We start from the raw sequence: 22557 nt of genomic DNA on the forward strand, positions 1-22557 counted from the left end.
GGATGATCCCCGCTCACTCGATGATCATAAGGACTTCGCCGAACTCCACCGGCTGGCTGTCGGAGACCAGGACCTCGACAACCGTGCCGCCCCGCGGGGCCTTGATGGGGTTCATGACCTTCATCGCCTCGATGATGAGGACGGTCTGGCCGGCCTTCACCGTGTCGCCGACGCGCACGAAGGGCGTGCCGCCCGGTTCGGCCGCGGCGTAGGCCGTGCCGACCATCGGCGAGGTGACCGCGCCGGGATGGCTGGCGGGCTTGCCCGCCGGGGCGGCGGCCGGAGCCGCAACGGGAGCGGGAGCGGCGACCGGAGCGTGCACGGCCACCGCCTGGGCGGCCGTCGGGCGGGTGACGCGGATCCGCTTCTCGCCCTCGGCAAACTCGATCTCGCTCAAGCCCGTCTCACGCAGGAGATCCGCGAGCTTGCGGACCAGATCGCCGTCGATGTCGAAGCTTGCCATGGTGTTCGTTTTTCCCGTGTTCCTTAGTCGCGCTCGAGGATATTCGCCATGGCGTCCAGCGCCAGCAGATACCCGTGCGGGCCGAAGCCGCAGATCATCCCCTTGGCCACCGCGGAAATGTGCGAGTGGTGGCGGATGGCCTCACGCTTGTAGATGTTGGAGAGATGCACCTCGACGATCGGCAGCTCGGACAGGATCAGCGCGTCCATGATGGCGACGGAGGTGTGGCTGTAGGCGCCGGCGTTGATGACGATGCCGTCATGCTCCGTCCGCGCCTGCTGAATCCAGGAAACGAGTTCGCCCTCGTGGTTCGACTGCCGGAAGTCGATGGCCAGCCCGAGCTGTTCAGCGCGTTCCTGGCACGCGCCTTCCAGGTCGTCGAGCGTCATGGAGCCATAAATGTGCGGTTCGCGCACGCCCAGCATGTTCAGGTTCGGTCCGTTCAGGACCAGAACGGAAGCGTCGATGGCCACGGGCCACGCCCCTTTTCCAAGATCGAGTCCGCGCGTTTATAGCACTTTGCGTCGCGCTGGCAATGCCGCATGGCGCAAACGTTACGCCCATTCGGCGTGTTCTGCCTCCTTCGGCGCCAAACGCCTCACGGCGCGGCGGACAGATGGCGGCGCAGCATCTCCTCGAAGGCGCCGCCGTCCTTCAGCTTCTTCAATCCCGCGTTGAAGGCGGCCAGGATCGCCGCCGCCTCCGGCAAGGAGCGGGAGAGAATCAGGTGCTGCCCGGCGCGGGCGTAGGGCAAGGAAGCGACACGGATCTCCTCCCCGGCCGCCGCCTTCGCCACCGCGCTGCGCCCGGTGAACTCGTCGATGACGAAGGCGTCCACCCGGCCCGAGGCGACCATGCGCACGCAGGCCGGCAGGTCCGCCGGGCTTTCGCGCGTAAGGGCTCCCGCCGCGGCCAGCTCCGCCAGTTCCGGCGGCAGGGCGTAGCCGACCGGCGCGCAGACCCTGCGGCCCCGGAAATCCTCCGGACCGTTGAACGCCATACCGCTGTGGACGGACAGGTAGACGAGCTGGCGCACTTCCAGCAGCGGGTCGGAGAACAGCATCTCCATGGCGCGGTCCGGCGTGCGGACATAGGGGAAGGTGCCGAGGAACCTGCCCGCCAGCACGCCGTCGTAGCCGCGGCGCCAGGGCATGAAGCGCACCTCGTAGCGCAGCCCGACCTCGCCGAAGGCGCGGCGCACGATGTCGGTTAGCAGGCCGCCCTCCGGCAGGTCCTCCCCGGTGAAGGGCGCGAAGTCGTTGCCGGTGACCAAGTCCAGAGCCGTGCCGCGGGGGGCCGGGCCGAGGGGCGCCGAATCGATCGGGGCGGCCCGGACGGGGCCGACGGCCGCCAGCAGCAAGAGCATGGCCAGGAGACACCGCCGCCCCGCCATCGCCCCGTCCCCGCCCCTCGTCCGCGGCCGCCCACTCACTCCGCCGGGGCGCGGTTGCGCCGCCCGGCGGGGTCGGTGAACAGGTCGTTGATGCGCTGGACATGCTCCGCCACCGCCTCGCGGATGGAGAAGATGCGCTTCTCGGCGCCGCCGCTCCAGCCAACCGGCTTCTTGCGGAAGATCGAACGGAAGAAGCGGGTGTTGCGCAGGAAGCCCTGCTGGAGGTTCAGGTCGACGTCGCCGTAGCGCTCCGGCAGGCTGCGGGCGACCCGCTTGGCCATGAAGGAGCGCAGCCAGAAATGGCCGGCGCCGAACAGGCCGCCCAGCACCACCAGCGCCGCCAGCACCCCGACCGGCAGGCCGCCGGCCCAGGCCGGCTGCGACTGGGTCAGCCAGCTCAGGAAGGCCGACACCGTGTCGCCGCCGGCGAGGCTGGCGATCCCGCCGAACAGCAGCGCCAGCAGGGCCAGCCACACCGCGTCGCCGATCAGCACCAGCTTGCGCCAGCGCTTCATCGCCGCGGCGAGCTGCGGGACGATCTCGCCCTTCAGCTCCTTCACGAGGCTGTCGATCATGCCGACGATGCGGTAGGCGCGGGCGACCTCCACCTCGTTGATGCGCACCTGGAGTTCGGCGAGGTCGGAGTCGCGCCGCGCCTCGTAGCGGGCGCGCACGGCGTCGTCGGCGATGGCGACCGCCGACTTGCTGTCATAGAGCGCGTAGAAGCGGCCCGACACCAGACCGGCCTGGGCGATGGCGCGCTGCCAGGCGCCGAACACCGCCTCCAGATTGTCCTCCTTCGCCGTCGTGTCGATCTGGTTGAGGATGTAGCAAACCTTGCGCGCGTCGGCGCGGTCCACCGTCTTCGCCACCAGATGCTTCAGCGTGTCCTGCATCGCCCCCGGCTCCGGGTGGCGTCCGTCGAAGAAGACCAGCACGAGGTCGGACAGCTCGACGATGTGATCGACCAGCCGCAGCACCGAGCGGCGCTGGTCGTCGGCGTCGAAGCCCGGCGAGTCGATGAAGATCTTGCCGCGCGCCCGGTCGCCGGACAGCGTCTTGAGCTGCAGATAGTTGTCGATGCGCTTGCCCTCGCCCGCCGCGACCTTCTCGATCTCGTCGGCGATCCGGTAGAAGGGGAAGCGCGGATCGGCGTTCAGCGCGGTGCCCGGCAGGGCCTCCCGCCGGGTGTCCGGCCCGTGGCAGATCACCGTGAACTTGTCGTCCACCGCCTGGTTGCCGGTGTTCTGCAGCGGCGCGCCGAGATAGCCGTTCAGGAAGGTGGACTTGCCCGCGGAGAAGGTGCCCAGCACCGCGATCATCGGCCACCAGGGAATGCGCGTGGTCAGCGACTCGTGCGGCCCCAGCAGGCCCAGCCGGACCAGCACCCGGTCGAAATTGCGGAAGGTCGGAATGACCGGGAGGAGGTTCGGGTTTTCCGCGCGGAGATGCGCGTCCAGGGCGGCGAGGCGCTGCTGGAGGGCTTGCCTGGGGGTCATGGCCGGCCGGGTCCCGTTCTGCTGTGAAATGGGGTGACGTGTCGTGTCGGAGGCATTCTCTAGCACGAGGCGCCGTTGCGATGGGCAGCGAAATTGCCGTGACCGGAAACGCCGTGACGGCGGCGCAGCATCGGCCCTATCCTGATGTTGTCGTCCCATTCCAAGCATGACCGCGAGGAGGCAGGCCAGTGACTCAGGGACCGCGGGGCCACGGCGCCCATCACCACGATCACGAGGATCATGGGCATGGGCATGACCACGGCCACGGGCATTCCCACACGGCGACGGTGACGGCCGACAGCGAGCGGCGGATCCTGTTGGTCCTGCTGATGACCGCCAGCCTGATGGTGGTGGAGGTGGTGGGCGGCGTGCTGTCCGGGTCGCTCGCCCTGCTGGCCGACGCCGGGCACATGCTGACCGACGCGGCGGCGCTGGCGCTCGCCTGGCTGGCCTTCCGGCTGGGGAGGCGCCCATCGGACCGGCGGCGCAGCTTCGGCTACCACCGGCTCCAGGTCCTCGCCGCCTTCGTCAACGGCCTCAGCCTGTTCCTGCTCTCCGCCTGGATCCTGTGGGAGGCGGCGCAGCGGCTGATGGAACCCCAGCCGGTGCTGGGCGGGACCATGATGGCGGTGGCGGTGCTGGGCGGGCTGGGCAACCTCGCCGGCTTCTATATCCTGCACCGCGGCGACCGCGGGAACCTGAACGTCCGCGGCGCCGCCCTGCATGTGCTGGGCGACCTGCTCGGCTCGGTCGCGGCGGTCGTGGCGGCGGGCATCATCCTGTGGACCGGCTGGACGCCCATCGACCCCATCCTCTCAGTGCTGGTCGCCCTGCTGATCCTGCGCGGCGCCTGGGAGGTGGTGCGGCAGAGCGCCCACATCCTGGTGGAGGGCACGCCGGTCGGCATCGACGTGGACGAGTTGCGCAGCGCCCTGCACGAGGCGGTTCCAGCGGTCACCGACATCCATCACGTCCATGTCTGGTCGCTCACGGCGGAACGGCCACTGCTGACCATGCACGCCGTGGTGGCGCCGGAAACCGACCGCGACGCGGTGCTGCGTGACCTCGTCGAGACCCTGCGCGGACGCTTCGGCATCGGCCACGCCACGGTCCAGGTGGAAACCGGTCCCTGCCCCGACGGCCGGGAGATGCACCACGCGGCCTGACGCGGCCCGTCCGTGCCCTTCTTTCTGTGACCTTCTTTGGTGGCATGGATCGGAAACGGGGCCTGAAACGTTGCTTTCGGCATGACTGCCGAAAACGACGCCGATCCCCACGCCGACTCCCTGCGCCTGACCGCGGAGGAGCTGGCCTTTCTTCTCAGCGATCCGCAGAGCCACGCGGACCGGGAGGAGCGCAACGCCCGCGCCAACCGGGCCCGCACCGAGCGACGGCGCAGCGACCCCGCCTATGCGGAACGGCTGCGCAACGAGGACCGGCTGCGCCAGCGGCGGCACCGCGCCAAGGCGGCCATCGGCCGGCCCGAGCCGGAACCGGAGCCACCCGTTCCCCTGCCCGCCCTGTCGGCGGCGGACGCCCTGCACCGCCTGGAAGCCCATCTGGAGGCCGCCGCCACACCGCAGGCGGCCCAGCTGCGCCGCCGCCCGGACGCGTTGCGGCGCTACGCCGCGGCGTTCGAGCTGTACCGCAGCCTGTCGGCGCAGGGGGAGCGCCCGACGCGCGGCGCCCTCGCCGCCGCCTTCGCCGCACGGCTCGGCCTTGCCCTCACCCCGTCGCAAATCCAGAAGCTGCGCGATCAGGTCGAGGGTTTCGCCCGTCCGGGCGGTCCCTGGCACGCCGGCTGAGCGGCGCCCCGCGAAGGCCGATACAGGGCGTCACGCAGCCCGGCCCCCGTGGCCTCTGTTTGGCCCGCAAACGGTCGTTAACGCGCTATTAACTATGAATTAAGGAAGCGTTAAGGCTGTTCGGGGGCTCCGCGACGCTAGGCAATCCGCGCCGGAGCGCTGCGTGACGGGCTGTATCGGCCTTCGCGGCCCCTCTAAAGCGAATGTTCATTCCCTTTAGACTCACATGGTCTCATTTGCCGATCGGGCTTCGGCCGCATGCGCGGCCGGGACCGCCGTCGCGATCCGAAGCGGACTGCATTCCGCTTTAAAGGTCGGTCGGGGCGTTCGGCACCGGCGGTTCGGACCTCGGCGGCGCCGGCTCGGCCGGTGATGGGTTGGGGGGTGCCGGACGGGAACGGTCGAGCCGCCGGATGACGATGTCGCCCTCCGGCGTGACTTCGGGGGGAGCGAACATCGGCACCTGCCGCACCCACCCCTCCAGCGCCTTCATCAGCAGTTCGACCCCCTGCCGGGCCTGCTCGCCCGGCGTGCTGGGCGCGCCGGGAGCCGGTGGGGCGGCGCCGGGCGGGGGCGGCGTGTCGGCGGCGCCTGCCGGCACCGTCCACAGGGCACCGGCAAGAAACAGAGGCGCCATGAGACTTACGGGGATGGGGCGGCGCGCGGTCATGGGTTCGTCACTCCCGGTTGGTGAACACGGCCGGTGTGATGGCCTACCCTGACAAACGTTCGCGCCGCCCATTCCATCGCACGCTTTTTTTCAGCGCGCGGCCAATCGGCACCCCGTGCCGTAACTCCCCGTCAGAACTCCTTCCAATCGTCCTCGTCGGCGGAGGCGCGCTGCAGGGTCGCCGAGGCTCCCTTGCCCGCCGCCACTGGACGAGCCGGGGCCGCCACCTTGCGTGCCGCGGCCTTGGCCGGCGCCGGCTTGGTCGGAGCGATGCTGCGGCGCAGGGACTGGGCACCTCCGCCGTGAGGAACGGCGGATCCCGCCGCGAAAGCCGCGGCGTCCAGCTTGAAGAAGCTGACCAGGGAGCGCAGGTCCGTCGCCTGGTTGGCGAGCGATTGCGCCGCGGCGGTGGTTTCCTCGACGAGCGCGGCGTTCTTCTGGGTCATCTCGTCCATCTGCGAGACGGTGGCGTTGATCTCGTCGAGCGCCGCCGCCTGCTCCGAGGAGGCCGAGGCCATCTCGGCGATCAGCCCGGCGACCTGCTGGACGCCCGACACGATGCCCTCCAGCGCGTCGCCGGCCTTCTTGACCAGCTCCACCCCGTCCTTCACCTGGCTGTCGCTGTCGAGGATCAGCCCCTTGATCTCCTTGGACGCCTGGGCGGAGCGCTGGGCGAGGTTGCGCACCTCCTGCGCCACCACGGCGAAGCCGCGCCCGGCGTCGCCGGCCCGCGCCGCCTCCACCGCCGCGTTCAGCGCCAGCAGGTTGGTCTGGAAGGCGATCTCGTCGATCACCCCGATGATGTCGGTGATCTTGCGGCTCGACGCCTCGATGCGCTTCATCGCGTCGATGGCCGAGTCCGCCACCGTGCCGCCGGATTCCGCGGCGGTGCGGGCGTCGGCGGCCATGCCGTTGGCGCGCTGGGCGTTGTCGGCGTTGGAGCGCACGGTCGCCCCCAGCTCCTCCATGCTCGCCGCCGTCTCCTCCAGGGAGGACGCCTGCTGCTCCGTCCGCTCCGCGAGGTCGCTCGACCCCAGCGAGACCTCGGAGGCCGCGCCGGAAATCGCGTCGGTGGCGCGCAGGATCTGGCCGACGATCTCGCCGAGCTTGGCGGATGTGGCGTTGACGTCGGTCTTCAGCGTCTGGAACGCGCCTTGATAGTCGCGCTCGACGCGCTTGTTGAGGTCGCCCTGGGCGAGCGCGCTGAGCACCGCACCGAGGTCGGCGATGACCGCCTCGACCGTGTCGGTCAGCCGGTTGATGCCTTCCGACATGGTCCGGTAGAAGCCGTCCTTGCCGGCCAGCTCCAGGCGGCGCGACAGGTCGCCCTTGGACACGCCGTCGATCAGCGCGGCGATCTCCTCGCCGATGGCCTTCTCGCGGGCGCGCTGCGCCTCGTCGGCGCGGCGCTCGGCCTCCAGGCGCTCGCGCTCGGCCTCGTCCATCGCCTTCTTCTGGATGGCGTTGTCCTTGAACACCTGCACCGCCTGGGCCATCCGCCCGATCTCGTCGCGGTTGGCCAGCGCCGGGATGGTCACCGTCAGGTCGCCGCCGGCGAGGTTGGTCATCGTCTCGGTCATCGACACGACCGGCTTCACGATGGACCGCGCCACCGCCCAGGCCAGCAGCAGGCCGAACAGGAAGGCGCCGGCCGCGATCGTCATGTTGGCCGACAGGGTGCGGTCCATGCTGCCGGTGGTTTCGGCCAGGACGCCGTCGCGGTCCTTGCCCTCGATCGCGACGGTGCGGTCGGAGAGGTCGGCGAACTCGACGCCGCGGGCGCCCATGACGTCGATCAGCCGGGTGTTCTCCAGCACGACGGCGGCGGTTTCGCGGAACAGCGAGACGTAGCGGTCGGAGAGCTGGTCGGCGGCCAGCGCCGCGGCCCGGCGCGCCGGGTTGCTCAGCCGCTCGGTCGCCCGGCGGATGGCCTCGCCGAAGGCGTCGTCGCGGGCCGACACCTCCGCGATGATCGACTCGTTCGGGCTGGTGAAGAAGCGCGACGCGGCCAGCCGCGCCATCAGCAGCTGCTCCTGCGCGAGGGCGGCGTTGGCCGCCGCCTCGTGCTCGCCGTCGGCGATCAAGGTGGAGACGAGCTGCGACACGGTCTCCCGCGCCTTCTCGCCCGCCGGGACGAGCTGCTCGGCGTAGAGGCGGTCGCGGCGGACACGAAGCTCCGCCAGCGTGTTGAAGTCGGCGACGTAATTGGCGAAGACCTGGTTCATCCGTTCCAGCAGGGCGCGGCGCTCTCCGGTCGTGCCGTCGAGCGCGCTGCGCAGGTCCTTGACGAGGGTCGCCTGGACGGCGCGCACCTGATCGGCCACCTTCGGGTCGCCGAACGTGTTGAAGCTCAGGGCGAGGCGGCGCATCTGGGCGACCTGCGCGTCGATGGAGCTGACCTGGATCGAGTGGTTGCTCACCGCCGCGTAGGACTCGAAGCCGTCCCGCGCCACGCCGAGACCCCGCACGCCGATGGCGACCACCACCGCGAGCAGCAGCAACACCACAAGGAAACCAAAGTAAATGCGGGTCCCGACCTTGAAGCGCCCCGCCAGACTGCTTGTCTGCATCGACCTGATCCTTTGATTGCGACCCGGCAGCACCGGCGAGCGTTGCCGCCCATGGCCGCCGTCCGTCCGTGCCGGCCCGATGCTTCGGACGCGGCGCAGACCGTGGCGCGAACTCTATCCCCTCCGACCTATCCGAATTTGATTATCAAAATGTTTCCACACCATGCCGATCGGTCGAAATCTCCTTAATTTGAAACATTATCCCCCTCGGGATGCTTTTGGGGTTCAATCGTTTCCATTTGACCGCGGCGCGGACGAGCGCAACCGCCACGCGCGACCCGGTCGAGGCGCCGCAATCAGTGCCTTCAACAGACCGGGCCGCAAGGGAGCGGGAGAGTCCACACGCCTTCATATCTGCACAAATCATAACCATCGCGCAGTAATTTCAGAGATTCCGCTTGCGCGTCGAAAAGGCCTGTGTGAACAATCCTGTCGACATTCTCAAATCCTACATATTTATTCGCAAGCATTGGAGTTCCGGGTCCATGAGCGAACCTGCGGTGCGCAAAAGGGGGCGGCGCGGATCGCCCGAATCCTGGTCGGTCGATGCACATGTCGGACAGCGCGTGCGCATGCGCCGGACCATGCTGGGCATGAGCCAAGAAAAATTGGGCGAGGCCATTGGCCTGACGTTTCAACAGGTCCAGAAATACGAGCGCGGATCCAACCGCATTTCGGCCGGTACGTTGTATCGCCTCGGGCTGGTACTTGACGTTCCGGTCAGCTTCTTCTTCGATTGCTACGACGATACGCAGGGGCCCGCCGGGCAATCGGCCACGGCGGACGAGTCCCGGATCAGCGACAGCTCGATCAGCCGCCGCGAAGCGCGGATGCTCCGGCTGTGGCGGGCCGCCCCGGACAGCGTGGGCGACGAACTCCTCTCGCTTTTGGGCTCCCTGTCGCCCCATCTGCGCGACGCGCGGGACGACGAGGATGGCCGGCCGGCGCCCGCCGCATCACCGGACGCCCCGCTGCGGCAACGCGTCGCGGCCGAGGGGATCGCGCTGACGGTCCCGTCATCCGCGAAGGCCGGCCCCGCGGTGCCCGCCGGCAAATTGGCCCTGAAGGTCGCGGCCGCTCCCCGCATCAAAGCCGATGCGGCACCGGGCGGAAAGCGGCGGCGTCACGGGGCGGTTTGGGATCCGGCGGACATCTACCGCGCCGGAAAGACGCCCATCGGCAAGGCGAGCAAGGCGCCCACCTGACAGCGGATCGCCGGCCCGGCCACGAAACGCTGGCGGGGCGGCGCCGTCGGGCACCGCCCCGCCTCGCGGACAGGATCGGAATGTCGGAGTCGGGAACGCCGAAACGTCAGAAGCGCTGAAAGGTCAGAAGCGCAGGATCGCTGCGGTCGAGGCGCCGGACGGCAGCTCGTCCTTGGTCACCACATGCACCTCGCCACCGCGCAGGAGCGTCTCGGTGGCCGCTTCCTCGACGAGGTCGATGGCGCCGTCCGTCTCGTGGTGCAGCGGAAAGGCCCGGTGATAGTCCTCCCGGAAATGACCCCAGACCTTGTCGTTTTCGGCCACCAGAAGAACGCCGACCCGTCCCTCGCGCGCCGCCACCATCACGTCCTCGGCCCGCGTCGTCGTCCGCTCCGCGGTGCTGAGGTCGCCGTTGAGGGCGTTGAACCGCTCCACCGCCGCCCGCCGCGTCGACTCGAACATCGGCCGGACCACCGCGTAGGCGCGGCGGTGCAGTTCATCGATGTCCAGCGCGTCGGGGTTGGTCACGACCCCTGGCTCCTGAAGCCCCTGAAGATGGACGTCCTTGCGCAGATGCCCCTGGATCTCCTCGTCGGCGACCAGGACGAGCGGGCCGCGGAAAGGCTTCAGATGATCCCGCACGCGGCCGGCGACCCGCCCGAGATACTCGATGAGGTGGGCCTTGCGCAGTTCCTCGGGGTCTTCGCCGAAGTTGTGCGTCTTGACCATGGACACGCCGCCGCGGTCCGTGCGGTCGGCGTGGCGGGCCGGCGGGGCCGAATGCAGGTTGTTCTCGTAATTGGTTTCGGCATGGATTTCCGCCACGCCCTGCGGCAGCCCGGCGTCCTCCTCCGCAATGCCGTGGCGGGTCGCGCAAAACAGGCGGGCCCGGCCGGCGGTCACCGCCAGGATCATGAAGGCCCCGTCGTCGGCCAGCAGCGGCAGCAGGGGCCGCAGCGTGAAGCGGGAATTGACGACCACCTCCTCGGGAAGCTCGATGGGCACGCGGTGGATGGCCGACACGCCCTTGGCCAGGAAAATCGCCAGCCCACGGTCCATGTGGCGCCAGAACTCGTTCTGCTCCAGCAGGTCGGAAGCCGGCTTGAGGAACGTCTCGGCGTCGGGCCGGCGCAGGCCGTGCTTCTCGCACAGCTGGTCCTGGGCCTTGCCAAGCAGGTTGCGCAGCCGGATCACGTCTTGGCGGATGTCGCGCCCGGCGATGTGGGTGGGCAGGAAGATGGACACCGCCGGGGCGGCATCGACGGTCAGGAGTCGTTCCAGATCGTGTTTGCAGAACATCGCCTTCGTCGCCCTCCGTGTTGCTCGTTCGGGGAATTCCGATTGGAGCAACCGGCGCGTCGGGGCATGGTTCCGGGATGCCTACCGACTGGGCAGGCGCCCGGACCAGGGCGTACGGCAAGTCCGCCTATGACGCCGGCGGCAAGGGTCCCGGTCCGGGATGACTCGGCCCAGGACAACTCGACGCAGGACAACTCGGCTCAGGACCGGGCCGACGTCACCAGGTGCGGACCGGCCCGGTGTCGATGTGCACGAAGCCGCTGCGCGGGTAGTAGCCGACACCGCCGGCCTCCATGCCGCGGGCGGCGGTGGCGATGGCGTTCAGCTCGACATCGGGCAGCATCACGTCGATGGCCATGCCGCGGGTGTGGTAGCTTTCCTTCGCCACCCCGCGCGAGCGGCGGCGGGCCATGGCGTTGGTGCGGCGCGACCGGTAGCCGCAGATGACCCGGAAGGGCTCGTCGCTGTCCAGCGTCTGGTGCAGGCGGGCCAGCACATCGAACAGGCGCGGGTCGTAGCGGCCGACCTGCTTGGCCCGGTGGTCGCGCAGCAACACGTCCAACTTCTTCAGCGCGTCCGGTCGATAGGACCCATCGGCCCAGTAGACGCCGCTGAAATGTTCGTTGGTGTTGATGTTGTGCAGGGACAGGCGGCGGACACCGCCGGCCAGGGGAGCCGCAAGGGCCAGTGCGGCGGGCACCAGGGCCGGAACGGCAAAGGCGGTCAGGGCGGCGGCGGCGAAGGTCAGAAACCCACGGCGGCCGGTCTCGCGCCCATTCATCGGCGCGGCACGGTCGTCATTCCCCAAAAGCATCACTCCCTATGCATTTTGGTGATCGGGCCGCGCCGTTCCAGCGCCGGACGGCCCCCTATGGATTGTTCGAATAAGACCAAAATATTGTGGTCATAGCGAACGACTATTTCCTATAGGCTAGGGCTTGACCGGGATCAACCCGAAAATGGCCCGAATCGGTCACAGATCGGCCTCCGATGCCGGTGCGCGCAGCGGTTGCCCCCTGGCCGGAGGCCGTACGCCGATTTCCCGACCCCAGGGACGCGCCTCCGCGCCTCGCCGGACGGGAGCGCGCGTACTACATTCGATAGAAAGAGTCTTCTGCCAGCCGGGGTTCCATCATGCACGCATCCCTGACGCCCAACGACCATCGACTCCGGCCCGCCCTGGCCGCGCTGACGCTGGCGCTGTGCGTGATCGCCGGCACGGCCGCCACCCCGACCGCCGCCGAGGCGGCCCCCTACCGGGACACGCTGACCGGCTGGGCCGACCGGCTCGACGCCGCCGCGACGGTGCTGGAGGCCGAGCCGGAGCGCCCCGTCATCCGCATCGGGTCCGGGCCGCTCCTGAAAAAGGGCGGCAGCGGCGAACGGGTCGAACGGCTGACCCAAAGGCTGGCGGAGCTGGGATTCCTCGACGCGGCTCGGCGCGGCGACCTGTTCGACGAGGAGGTGGACACCGCGGTGCGCGCCTTCCAATTCAGCCAGCGCATGAAGGTGGACGGGCTGGTCGGCGGCGGCACGCGGGTGGCGCTGGACCGCAGCCCGCAGGAGGCGGCCGCGCAGATGCGGCGCAGCGCGCTGTCCATGCGGGCCTTCCGCGACACGGCCCCGGACACCGTGATCCTGGTCAACCTGCCCAGCCAGACCACCACGCTGGTCCGCGACGGGGAGGAGGCGCTGAGCATGCGCTCCATCGTCGGGCGTCCGTCGCGCGAGACGCCGCTGCTCCAGGACCAGATCACGCATGTGATCGTCAATCCGACCTGGACCGTGCCGCCCACCGTCCTGAAGGAGGACAAGCTGCCCCTGCTGCGGGCCAAGGGCACGCCGGGCATCGCCAACGCGGTGGTCTATCTGGACGGCGCCCCGGTGGAGCCCGCCGTCGTGGACTGGAGCAACGTCTCGCCGCGCCGCGTGCGGATCGTCCAGCAACCGGGCGACCACAACGCGCTGGGCCGCTACCGGTTCAACATGACCAACCCGTACAACATCTATCTGCACGGCACCAACGAGCCGCGGCTGTTCGACCGCGAGATCCGCACCGTCAGCTCCGGCTGCGTGCGCCTGGAGGACGCGCGCGGCATGGCCGAGGCGCTTCTGGCGACCGAGCATGTCTCGACGGCGCGGCTCGACCGCATGCTGGACCGGCAGGAGCCGCAATGGATCAAGCTGTCCCAGCCGGTGCCGGTGCGCTTCGTCTACTGGACCGCCACGGTGGACGACCGCGACGCCGTGCGCCTGCATCCGGACATCTATGACCTGAACGAGGACATGGCTCCAGCCGCGGCGCCGGAGCCGATCGGCCCCGGCACGGCCAGCCCGATGGCCCCGGCCCAGGGAGCCTGAAGCCCAGAAAAGCCGTCCATGGAGAAAGCCCCCCGCCGACCGGCGGGGGCTTTCTTGTCAGGTGGCCCGCAATTCGGTGTCGGACCCGGATGCCCGCCACACCTTCGAGGCGGTCGGGCCGGTGTCGCCCGTGGTCTCCACATACTTCACCGGGTCGCCGGTCTTGAGCTGGTCCATGTCCACGTTCAGGCAGCTGTTCCGGTGGAAATAGAGCTGCGTCCCGGTGTTGGTGGTGATGAAGCCGTGGTCCTCGTTCGGGTTGAGCTGCGAGACGCGGCCCGGCTGCTCCGGATCGTGGACCTTCACGTCGCGGCGCATCTTGTCCTTGTACTCCTTCAACTGCCGCTCCGCGGCTTCGAAGGCGTCGCGGATCGAGGTCCGGGCGTCGGGGTTGGCGTAGCGCTCCTTCGCCTTGTTCGGCTTGCGGCTGACCACGATGTCCTGGCCCGGCACCATCAGCTCGATGTGGACGTCGAAGACGTTGCCGGTCTTGTGCTGGCGGTGCTGGGCTTCCACGGCGACGCGCATGCCGACCAGCCGGTCGAACAGCTTTTCCGTCTTCTCCGCCCGTTCGCGGATGTAGGCCTCCAGCTCCGGCTGGGAGTCCATGTTGTGGAAGGCGATTTCCAGGTTCGTGTCCATGGGAAGTCCTCTTCAAGCACGACGTGAGCAAAGCGGCGCGGCACCGACCGCGTTCAGGAATCGCGGGCCTGGCCGGGGATGCGGAACTCCTCGCCCTGGTCGGCGATGCCCGGCATCTCGCCCTGGTTTTCCATGCTCAGCACCGGTTCCACCGGCTCGGTCCGCTCGGCGGTGTCGTCGGGGCCGCGGGCCGGGTTCGGGCGCAGGGTGTCCCGGTAATTGTCCTCGATGGCGATTTCCTCGCTGGCCAGCGTCCAATGATCCGCGGCTCGGTCCTCCGGACGGCCCTCGCGCTCCCAGATCTGGTGAGCGCGCGCTCTGATCCGGCTTTCCAAATCATCCGCCATCCGGGTTGCCTCCTTTCGATTCTCGTTCCGCGCTTCCCGTGCCCTCCCGTGGGAGGGGTTTTCGGCCGGGGCGCTTCCGGACAACCGCGCCGGAATGCGGAAGGTTCCTCCCCAAGGGAGCGTCGGAACCGGGAAACCATCGGAAAGCACGCCGTTTGAGTTAATCCCGAAGGGGTGTTATTCGACGATGGCGACGATCCGGAGGACAAACGCGTGAACCGGCCTGAACACGGACGCCTCTTCACGTCCTCCCCCCTCACGGTCATGCGCCGCTTCCGCTCCTTCCTGTTCGCCCTGCCGCTGGCCGCGGGGATGCTGCCCGCCCTCCCGGACGGTGCCGTCCGCGCCGCGGAAGGGGCATCGCTGCTGCAGCTCGGCCTTTTCCAGCGGGAGGGCGATGCCTGGTGGGCGTGGGACAGCCTGCGCCGCCGCTCCCCCGATCTGACGGACGGACTCAGTCCGGCGGTCGTCCCGCTCGACGCGCGGCGCCAGGGAGAGGGAGTCGCCCTGCGGGCCACCGCTCCCCAGGGTCTGGACGTGACGGCGCTGTGCCGCCGCATGCTCGGCGCCGGGTTCGGCTGCCTCGTCCTCGACGCGGTCCCTGCGCCGGCGCCGGCCCAAGCGCCCGCTCGGCCCCCGGACGGCGCGCCGCTCGCGACGCCGCGCCCCGCCGGGGGTAGCGCCGGGGACGGCCCTGGAAATGGCAAGGCCGACGTGGCGATCACCTACCCGCCCGAAGCCGCCCGCACCATGGCCGCCATCGAGAAGTCGGGGCGCCGCAAGGGCCGGCTGGGCGCGGTGATCCCCGACACGGCGCTCGACGTCATGCCGGCAACGCTGAAGGAGGAGGGCTGGAACCTCTGCGCCCTCACCTTCGACGACGGGCCGCACCGGGTGGTCACCCGCCAGATCCTGGACGTGCTGAATCGCGAGAAGATCCCGGCGACCTATTTCCCGGTCGCCAGCGTCGCCGAGAACCAGGGCGAGGTGATCCGCGACTTCATCGCCGCCGGGCACGAGATCGGCAACCACAGCCTGACCCACGCCGACCTGCGCGCCATGGACCCCGAGACGCAGCGGCACGAAATCGCCGAGGCCAACCGTATTCTGCGCGGGTTCGGCGCCAACCCGGTGCTGTTCCGCCCGCCCTACGGACGCTACACGCCGGAACTGCTGGCCATCGCCCGCGAGGAGAGCATGAGCCCGGTGCTGTGGACCGTGGACACCCGCGACTGGCAGGTCCGCGACCCCGACCGCATCGTGCAGCATGTGAAGACCGAGGCGGGGACCGGCAGCGTTCTGCTGCTGCACTCCACCTACCCGTCCACCCTCAACGCCCTGCCCCGCGTGATCGCCGCGATGCGCGCGAAGGGCTGCGAGTTCGTCACCCTGTCGGAATGGATCAAGCGGATGCACCGCATCGCCACGCCGGCCCCGGCGATGGCGCCGACCCTGGTCAATGCCGGGGCGAGGGCTGGGGAAAAGGCCGGCGGCGCGCCGTTCCGCACCGCCAACTGAGCGGGGGCGACGCCGGGCCGCCCGGTTACTTGCCGGTCTTCTGCTTGCGGATCTGCAGGTATTTGCGGATGGTCGCCTCGACCTCCGGCGGCAGCATGTTCCAGGCGCCGGACACCGACCCGCCCTTGACCTCCTCGATGGTCACGGCGGCGGCGAAGGTGAATTTCCCGCAGGCGTCGTCGATCCGCACGGTGATCCTTGCGGTCTGGCTGGGGATCAGGGAGCCGTCGAAACCGGTCGCCACGAAGCCCTTGTGGCTGACCCCCGCCAAGGGAAAGCTCTTGCCGTCGAACTCGATGACGCTGGACGGGCCGCTGGGCGCGTTGGGCCGGCGTGGCGCCGCCCTCTTCTCGTCCTTGACGGTCACCTTCAGAAAATCGAACAGCCCCATGCACAGCCCCCGCCGAACAGCGCCGTCCATCGCCACGGCGTCATCACTTTATGCGCGGACTTACAAAAGGGGGCAACCCGGATTTCCCCGGAGGGCGGCACTTCAACCCTGGGGCGAGGCCATCCCCCTCCCCCGCTCCCGCCCGGCGGACAGGGCGTCCAGCGCCCGCCGGATGCTCAACAGGGCGAAGGGCAGCAGAATCGCCAGGACCATGGCCATGCCCGCCGCCACCGTCAGCGCCCCCGCCATGTCGGCCCCGCCCAAATGGGCGCCGAGGGTCAGCAGCAGATGCAGGATCAACGCGGACAGGGTCGCCGCCGCCAAAGCCGGAGCGACAAATCCCGGCGCGCGCCGGCCGCATGTTTCACCGGTCGTCGCGCGCCATGACCACCGTGGACGCGCCTCCGGGCAAGACGTCCCATAGACATCCAGCATGGGCACTCCTCCCGTCATTGCTCATCCGGTGCCGGTTGGATTGGGGCAACACGGTGGGATGAGGCGCGACCACTATAGCGGCAAAAATGCGCGGCGCCTAAAATCTGAAGTACTTATTCAGATTGGCCGGCCCTCCCGCCAAAGGTTAGGGGCCGCGGACGGCTTCCCTCACCTCCCGCGTAGGCTCTCCACAGAGTCTGTGGATAACTGTGTTGACAAGGCCCGGCTTTCGCCGATTCGAGTCAAGCGGGACAAGGCCATAGCGCAATTTGCCCATATTTTGGGCATGTCACACAAACCATTGAAATGCATTGTGTTTCCCGATTCCGGAAGGTGTTGCAGCGCTCACGCCTGTCAATTGGATTCTGCTGCCACACAACCCGCGCGGCGATTTCGCGCGGGCCTGTGCCCTGTTGACAACTGAATGTCCGGATTCCCCGCTTGGGGCACCCCGATCCCGCGACGCCTCCCCCCACCGGCGGGAATTGTTCGCCCCACCATCCGTTCGCCGGGGTTACAGTCCGGTGCGAACTCCCTGATTCAGGGTCACGGTGACGGCGGTTCCACCGCCCGGCTTGCTGAAGACGCGGATCCCGCCCCCCATCCGATCGACCAGGGCCTTGCAGATCAGCAAGCCGAGTCCGCTCCCCACCTCGCCATCGGCACCGGGCGCGGCGTGGTGCGGGTCGATGCGGAACAGATGGGCCTGCCGCTCCTCCGGAATACCCAGCCCGTTGTCCTGGACCCGCACAACCACCCGTCCGTCCGCCGGGGCGGCCGACAGCATGACCATGCTTCCCGAGGGCGAGAAGCGCACGGCGTTCTCGACCAGATGCTTCAGCACGGTGCTCAGCGCGGACAGGTCGCCCAGCACCGGGGTGGCGACGATGCGGTTGACGATCAGGATGTCGCGGGCGCGGGCGCGCGGTTCCAGCTCCTCCAGCACATCCTGGAGCAGGCCGCCCAACTCGTAGCTCCGCAGATCGAACGGCACCTGATTCAATTGCAGGCGCGACCACAGCGACAGATTCTCGATGGTCCTCATCATCTGCCGGCCGGCGTCGCTGCACAGCGCCGCGTAGGCGCCGAGCTGGGCGGTCCCGTGGCCGGGCGCGCCATCCGCCGCCGAGCCGGGGGAGGCCACATCGGAGGAGATCATCTGCGTGGCGCCGAGGATGGCGCTCAGTGGGTCCTTCAACTCCTGGCAGATCTGCCCCAGGAAGCGGTTCATCCGCGCGACCGCGTCCGCCAGCTGGTCCACCCGCAGGGCGCGCTGGGCCTCCTCCTCGACGTGGCGGGTGATGTCGGTGACGAAGATGCAGAACCCCGGCGCCGTCCCGCCGTCCTCGCCGTCCAGCCGCGAGTCGTTGAAGATCGCGCGGAGCGGCGTCCCGTCGGAGCGGATCAGGGTGACCTCGTAGCTGCGGTGGGGGGTCAGGCCGCGGATGGCCGCCTGCCGCTCCAGAACGCTCCGGCTGTCCTCGGCCACATAGGCCAGCAGGTGGGTTCCGACCAGATCGCCGGTCCGGTAGCCGAGCAGCGCGCACAGCGCCGGATTGGCTCCGACGATGACCAGCTCGCGATCCAACACCCAGCAGGCCTGCGCGCTCTCGTCCAGAATCCGCCGGCTCAGGCGGTCCCAATCGACCGCCGGCCGCGTGGGCTTCGACAGCAGTGCCAGCATGCCCCCTCCCGTCATCATCCTGTGCGGGTCGGTCACACGGTCGTGTGTTGGTGCGTTTTGTTTTCGACCCGCCACCAATGATAGGCACGGGCCGTAGAAACCTTCAACAAAATGTGGGTTTCTTCGGTGTTATCGGGCTGTCATCGATCCGCGCTTTTTCGGCGTCCTCGCTTTCTGTTCAGTAACCGGGGAAAAATCGACGCCCTCTCTCCTTATGTTCTTATAACGCTTTTCATAGGCTCCGGGAGAGACGGCCGAACTCACCGATCCTCTTCCGTCGCCGCCCAGCAGCGCAGCACCTCCGCCACGCTCCAGGCCTGGGAGATGCAGCCGCGCGGGCTGAAGGGCGGCTCGGCGTCGAAGATCTCGGAAATGGTGCCGATCCCCGCCTGGTCGAGGTGCGGCAGGAAGCCCTGGAGCAGCTCCCGCGCCCCCGCCTTGTCGTCCGGATGCAGCTTCAGCCACGCGTCGACGTAGGGTCCGATCAGCCACCCCCAGACCGTGCCCTGGTGATAGGCGGCGTCGCGGGCGCGCAGATCGCCGAAATACTTCGGCTTGTAGTCGCGCTGTCCCGGCGCCAGCGAGCGCAGCCCGACCGGGGTCAGCAGCCGTTGCCGCACCGTCTCCACCACCGGTTCCCAGCGGGCGCGGTCGAGCACCGGGTTGTCGAGCGAGACGGCGAAGATCTGGTTGGGCCGGCAGGCGTCGTCGTCCCCCCGCTCCCCGTCCACGACGTCGTAGAGGTGCCCGGCGTGGGCGCACCAGAAGCGCGCGTTGAAGGAAGCGCGTGCCCGTTCCGCCAACTCCTCCAGCGGCCGGGCCGCCTGGGCGTCCCCCTCCTCGGTCAGCCAGCCGGCGGTCAGGCACAGCGCGTTGTACCAGAGCGCGTTGATCTCCACAGCCTTGCCCCGGCGCGGCGTGACCACCCAGTCCTCGACCTTCGCGTCCATCCAGGTGAGCTGGTAGCCCTCCCGCCCCTGGCGCAGCAGCCCGTCTCCGTTGTCCACGGCGATGCCGAAGCGGGTGCCGCGCCGGTGATGGTCGATCACCTCGACCAGCCGGGGCAGCAGCAGCTGCAGCGTGTGCCGGTCCCCTGTGGCCTGGACGTAGCGGTTCAGCGCGTGGAAGAACCACAGGGTGGCGTCGGCGGTGTGGTAGAGCCCCTCGTCCTTGCCGTCGGGAAACATGTTGGGGATCAGCCCGTCGCGGATGTAGTGCGCGAAGGTGCGCAGGATCCAGCCGGCCTCCATGTGGCGCCCGGTGGTCAGGGTCAGCCCCTCCAGGCTGATCATGGTGTCGCGGCCCCAGTCGGTGAACCAGTGGTAGCCGGCGATCACCGTGCGCACCTCGTCCCCCTCGGCGCGGGCGCGCATCTGGTCGGCGACGCGGCCCGCCGGTACGAACAGGAAGCTGTCCGCCGACAGCACCAGCTCGGCCATCGGCCCCTCGCGCAACGAGCGGTGCGCCGTCCCGACGATCCGCCGCCGCCGCTCCTTCTCGAAGCGCAGGACGTCGGCGGGCGGCAGCGCCCACAGCCGCTGCCACGGCTCGGTCGCCGCGACGAAGCTCAGCGTCTGTCCCTGGCTGAGCGGACCGCTGAAATAGCCGGGCGTCCACAGCGAGCCGCGCGATTCGTAGCCGCGCTCGGCCTCCACCGGATAGACGATGTCGCGTCGCGCCCCGCCGTCCAGCGTCAGGGGAAGCTCCGCCCCCTCGATGGTCATGCGCAGCACCGGCAGTTCGGGCCCGGCCCAGACCTCGTACTCATGGCCGCGGGCGGTGACGCGGTAGTCGCGGGCCAGCGGCTCGTCCACCGCCGATTCCAGCTTGCGGAAGGCCATCACCGGGCGAAGCCGCAGGCAGATCGGCTGCGGCGCCTTCACCACCCGGTAGGTGACATGGACGATGTTCTGCAGATGCGGCAGCACGATCTGCTTCTCGATCACCACCTCGCCGATCTCGTAGCGCCAGACCGGCAGCCCGGATTCCATGCGGAACTCGGCGAGGCCGGAGGGGGCGGCGTCCGACGGGTAGTTCGGGTCGGGCCACTGGTCCGCCTGCGGGTTGTGGCCGGTCAGCCGCCGCTCGGTGCCGTCCGGTTCGATCAGCACGTCGTTGAGCTGGCTCAGCATCACCACCCGGCCCAGCGGCGCCGGCAGGGCCGCCACCAGCAGGCCGTGATAGCGCCGCGTCACCGCCCCCGACAGGGAGGAGGAGGCGTAGCCGCCCAGCCCGTTGGCGACCAGCCATTCGCGGGACAGCGCGGCGTCCGGCGCGGACCGCAGGACGTCGCGGGTGATCTTGCGGATGAAGTCAGCCATGGGTCTCCTGATCGCTCGCGCCGTTGCCTTCGCCCCGTTCCTCGTCCGGACGGTCCTCGTCCGGAACAGCGTCGGTGATGGTCAGGACGACCGCCGCATGGCCGGGAAGCCGCCAGCCACCATCCGCCGCCTCCAGCGGGGCGATGCCGCAGCCTCCGTAACGGGGATCCTCGCTGGACCACAGGGGCGTCCAGTCCCTGCCAACCGGCGGCGCCAGCAGCGGTTCCGGCAGGACGTCCAGCCGCAGGTCGCGGCCGAGATTGACCAGCAGCAGCCGGTCGTCCCCATCCTCGCCGTAAAAGCGCAGGACGAACGCCTCCTCCCCCAGCACGGCGCCGTCCAGCCCGCCGTCGCCCTGGGCACGGAACACCGTGTCCTCCCGGCGCAGGCGCAGAAGGTCGCGGTGCATCCCCCAGACCTCGGCGTGGGAGTCCCGTTCCGAGTGGTCGAGCGCGCAGCGCCGGAAGGTCTCCTCGTCCTGCGGGCGCGTCAGGTGGGCGCGCATGGCGGGGGTGGCGAGGCTGGGGAACTGGGACAGGAACTCCGCCCGCCCCGCCTCCACCTTGCCGGCCAGATCGGGCTCGTGGTCGGCGAAGTAGTAGAAGGGCGCGCTGGCCGCGAACTCCTGCCCCTGGAACAGCATCGGCGTGCCGGACCCCAGCAGGGTCAGCGCGGTCAGCGCCCGGAAGCGGCCCGGCGTGGTCAGGGCATGGACGCGCTGGCCGCGGCCCGAATTGGCGATCTGGTCGTGGTTCTGCAGGAAGGTGACGAAGGCCGGCCGCGGCAGCCCACGGGCCGGCGCGCCGCGCCGCTTGCCCTGCCAGCGGTACCATTGCCCCTGGTAGAGGAAGCCGTGCTTGGCGGCCGACAGCAGCTCCTGCGGCGTGCCGCGGTAGTCGGTGTAGTAGGCCTCGTTCCGCCCGGTCAGCGCGACCATGGCCGTATGGTGGAAATCGTCGTTCCACAGCCCGTCCAGCCCGCAGCCGCCCTGCTCCACCGGAGTCGCCATGGTGGCCAGCTGGGGTTCGTTCTCGCCGATCAGCAGCGTGCCGCGCCCGCGCGCCGCGCGCCGGACGGCCTGCCCGATCTCCTGGATGATGTGCGGGGTGGAGCGGTCGAAGATCTGCTGGGTGGCGTCCAGCCGCAGCCCGTCCAGATGATATTCGTCGATCCAGAAGGCGGCGTTCGCGCGGAAGAACTCGCGCACCGGCCCGCAGTTCGGTCCGTCGAAGTTGAGCGCGTCCCCCCACTCGTTCTTGTAGCGGGTGGTGAAGTAATCCGGGGCGAACCGCGACAGGAAGTTCCCGCTGGGACCGAGATGGTTGTAGACCACGTCAAGGATCACCGCGAGGCCCAGCGCGTGGGCGCGGTCCACGAAGCGCCGCATGTCGTCCGGTCCGCCGTAGAGCCGTGTCGGAGCGAACAGGTCCACGCCATCGTAGCCCCAGCCGAAACGTCCCGGAAACTCCGCCACCGGCATGAGTTCGAGGACCGTCACCCCCAGGTCCACGAGGCCCGGCAGCTCGCGCTCCGCCGCCGCCCAGCTGCCCTCCGGCGTGAAGGTGCCGATGTGCATCTCGTAGATCACCTGCCCGCGCAGCCCGCAGCCCGTCCAGCCGGCGTCGGTCCAGGCGAAGGCGGAGGGGTCCACCACCTGCGACGGCCCTTCCGGCCCGTCGGGCTGGAAGCGGGAGGCCGGGTCGGGGAACGCCGGTCCGCCGTCGAGCCGGAACCGGTAGAGGCTGCCGACCGGCACGCCCTCCACCATCGCGGCGAAATAGCCGCCGCCTTCCGCGTCCAGCGCCGCCGCGCGCTCGTCCGGCCCGACCAGCAGGTGGACGCTGCGGCAGGCCGGCGCCCAGACCCGGGCCAGCACGCGATCACCGGGGGCCGGTTCGACCCCTACCGGAAAACGGCGGAGGGTGAAGGCCGAACCGCCGGTCTGCGCTGCATC

At 69.5% G+C, this 22557-nt stretch carries 19 protein-coding genes and 1 pseudogene; 5 read left to right on the forward strand and 15 right to left on the reverse strand.

Features of this window, described 5'->3' with window-relative positions; genetic code table 11:
• Positions 1–13: 13 nt before the first annotated feature.
• The 4 genes from accB to ABVN73_RS09305 form a co-directional block, all read right to left on the reverse strand.
• Entirely contained in the window at positions 14–463 is a 450-nt protein-coding gene (gene accB, locus ABVN73_RS09290) for an acetyl-CoA carboxylase biotin carboxyl carrier protein (protein WP_137139073.1), read from the reverse strand.
• A 23-nt stretch (positions 464–486) separates the two neighbouring features.
• Entirely contained in the window at positions 487–936 is a 450-nt protein-coding gene (aroQ, locus tag ABVN73_RS09295; RefSeq protein WP_014241158.1) for a type II 3-dehydroquinate dehydratase, read from the reverse strand.
• 125 nt (positions 937–1061) lie between these two features.
• Positions 1062–1829, reverse strand: a complete 768-nt coding sequence (locus ABVN73_RS09300) for a transporter substrate-binding domain-containing protein (protein ID WP_353857742.1) — start codon at positions 1827–1829, stop codon at positions 1062–1064.
• Positions 1830–1891: 62 nt separating this feature from the next.
• The gene (locus tag ABVN73_RS09305; protein WP_353857743.1) at positions 1892–3355 is read right to left on the reverse strand and encodes a dynamin family protein; all 1464 of its coding nucleotides are present in this window, start codon (positions 3353–3355) and stop codon (positions 1892–1894) included.
• Positions 3356–3543: 188 nt separating this feature from the next.
• Between ABVN73_RS09305 and ABVN73_RS09310 the strand changes: the two genes are divergently transcribed.
• Positions 3544–4521, forward strand: a complete 978-nt coding sequence (locus ABVN73_RS09310; protein WP_353857744.1) for a cation diffusion facilitator family transporter — start codon at positions 3544–3546, stop codon at positions 4519–4521.
• Between the two features lie 81 nt (positions 4522–4602).
• Positions 4603–5160 (forward strand): hypothetical protein, encoded by a 558-nt coding sequence (locus tag ABVN73_RS09315; RefSeq protein ID WP_353857745.1) that lies wholly within the window; start codon positions 4603–4605, stop codon positions 5158–5160.
• A 307-nt stretch (positions 5161–5467) separates the two neighbouring features.
• Here the strand turns inward: ABVN73_RS09315 and ABVN73_RS09320 are convergent, their stop codons facing one another.
• On the reverse strand, positions 5468–5797 hold the full coding sequence (locus ABVN73_RS09320; RefSeq protein ID WP_353857746.1) for a hypothetical protein: 330 nt from the start codon (positions 5795–5797) through the stop codon (positions 5468–5470).
• Positions 5798–5961: 164 nt separating this feature from the next.
• Entirely contained in the window at positions 5962–8400 is a 2439-nt protein-coding gene (locus tag ABVN73_RS09325) for a methyl-accepting chemotaxis protein (protein WP_353857747.1), read from the reverse strand.
• A 485-nt stretch (positions 8401–8885) separates the two neighbouring features.
• Between ABVN73_RS09325 and ABVN73_RS09330 the strand changes: the two are divergent.
• Positions 8886–9137, forward strand: a pseudogene (locus ABVN73_RS09330) (helix-turn-helix transcriptional regulator); the annotation flags it as partial.
• A 591-nt stretch (positions 9138–9728) separates the two neighbouring features.
• Here ABVN73_RS09330 and ABVN73_RS09335 read toward each other — a convergent pair.
• Both ABVN73_RS09335 and ABVN73_RS09340 read right to left on the reverse strand, forming a co-directional pair.
• Positions 9729–10904: a hypothetical protein gene (locus tag ABVN73_RS09335; protein WP_353857748.1), complete on the reverse strand. Its 1176-nt coding sequence runs from the start codon at positions 10902–10904 to the stop codon at positions 9729–9731.
• Positions 10905–11121: 217 nt separating this feature from the next.
• On the reverse strand, positions 11122–11718 hold the full coding sequence (locus tag ABVN73_RS09340) for a DUF882 domain-containing protein (protein WP_353857749.1): 597 nt from the start codon (positions 11716–11718) through the stop codon (positions 11122–11124).
• A 320-nt stretch (positions 11719–12038) separates the two neighbouring features.
• Between ABVN73_RS09340 and ABVN73_RS09345 the strand changes: the two genes are divergently transcribed.
• Complete coding sequence (locus tag ABVN73_RS09345; protein ID WP_353857750.1) at positions 12039–13265, forward strand: L,D-transpeptidase family protein; 1227 nt, start codon at positions 12039–12041, stop codon at positions 13263–13265.
• A gap of 57 nt (positions 13266–13322) precedes the next feature.
• Here ABVN73_RS09345 and ABVN73_RS09350 read toward each other — a convergent pair whose 3' ends face one another.
• Together ABVN73_RS09350 and ABVN73_RS09355 are read right to left on the reverse strand one after the other, a co-directional pair.
• Positions 13323–13907, reverse strand: coding sequence for an HPF/RaiA family ribosome-associated protein (locus ABVN73_RS09350; protein WP_353857751.1), 585 nt, complete (start codon positions 13905–13907; stop codon positions 13323–13325).
• Positions 13908–13960: 53 nt separating this feature from the next.
• Positions 13961–14254, reverse strand: coding sequence for a DUF2934 domain-containing protein (locus ABVN73_RS09355; RefSeq protein WP_094302005.1), 294 nt, complete (start codon positions 14252–14254; stop codon positions 13961–13963).
• Positions 14255–14467: 213 nt separating this feature from the next.
• Here ABVN73_RS09355 and ABVN73_RS09360 point away from each other — a divergent pair, with 213 nt between their 5' ends.
• On the forward strand, positions 14468–15772 hold the full coding sequence (locus ABVN73_RS09360) for a polysaccharide deacetylase family protein (protein WP_353857752.1): 1305 nt from the start codon (positions 14468–14470) through the stop codon (positions 15770–15772).
• A gap of 25 nt (positions 15773–15797) precedes the next feature.
• Here the strand turns inward: ABVN73_RS09360 and ABVN73_RS09365 are convergent, their stop codons facing one another.
• The 5 genes from ABVN73_RS09365 to treZ form a co-directional block, all read right to left on the reverse strand.
• A complete protein-coding gene (locus tag ABVN73_RS09365) occupies positions 15798–16193 on the reverse strand; it encodes a hypothetical protein (protein WP_353857753.1) in 396 nt (131 codons plus the stop codon).
• A 72-nt stretch (positions 16194–16265) separates the two neighbouring features.
• Positions 16266–16487, reverse strand: a complete 222-nt coding sequence (locus tag ABVN73_RS09370; protein WP_353857754.1) for a hypothetical protein — start codon at positions 16485–16487, stop codon at positions 16266–16268.
• A gap of 625 nt (positions 16488–17112) precedes the next feature.
• A complete protein-coding gene (locus ABVN73_RS09375) occupies positions 17113–18282 on the reverse strand; it encodes a HAMP domain-containing sensor histidine kinase (protein WP_353857755.1) in 1170 nt (389 codons plus the stop codon).
• A 260-nt stretch (positions 18283–18542) separates the two neighbouring features.
• Positions 18543–20603, reverse strand: a complete 2061-nt coding sequence (locus ABVN73_RS09380; protein ID WP_353857756.1) for an amylo-alpha-1,6-glucosidase — start codon at positions 20601–20603, stop codon at positions 18543–18545.
• Positions 20596–22479 carry a malto-oligosyltrehalose trehalohydrolase gene (gene treZ, locus ABVN73_RS09385; RefSeq protein WP_353857757.1) on the reverse strand — a complete coding sequence of 628 codons (1884 nt, stop codon included), beginning with the start codon at positions 22477–22479 and terminating at the stop codon, positions 20596–20598. Before treZ ends, ABVN73_RS09380 begins: the two co-directional genes overlap by 8 nt.
• Positions 22480–22557 lie beyond the last annotated feature (78 nt).

It is taken from the genome of Azospirillum formosense, from assembly GCF_040500525.1.
GTDB lineage: Bacteria > Pseudomonadota > Alphaproteobacteria > Azospirillales > Azospirillaceae > Azospirillum > Azospirillum formosense_A.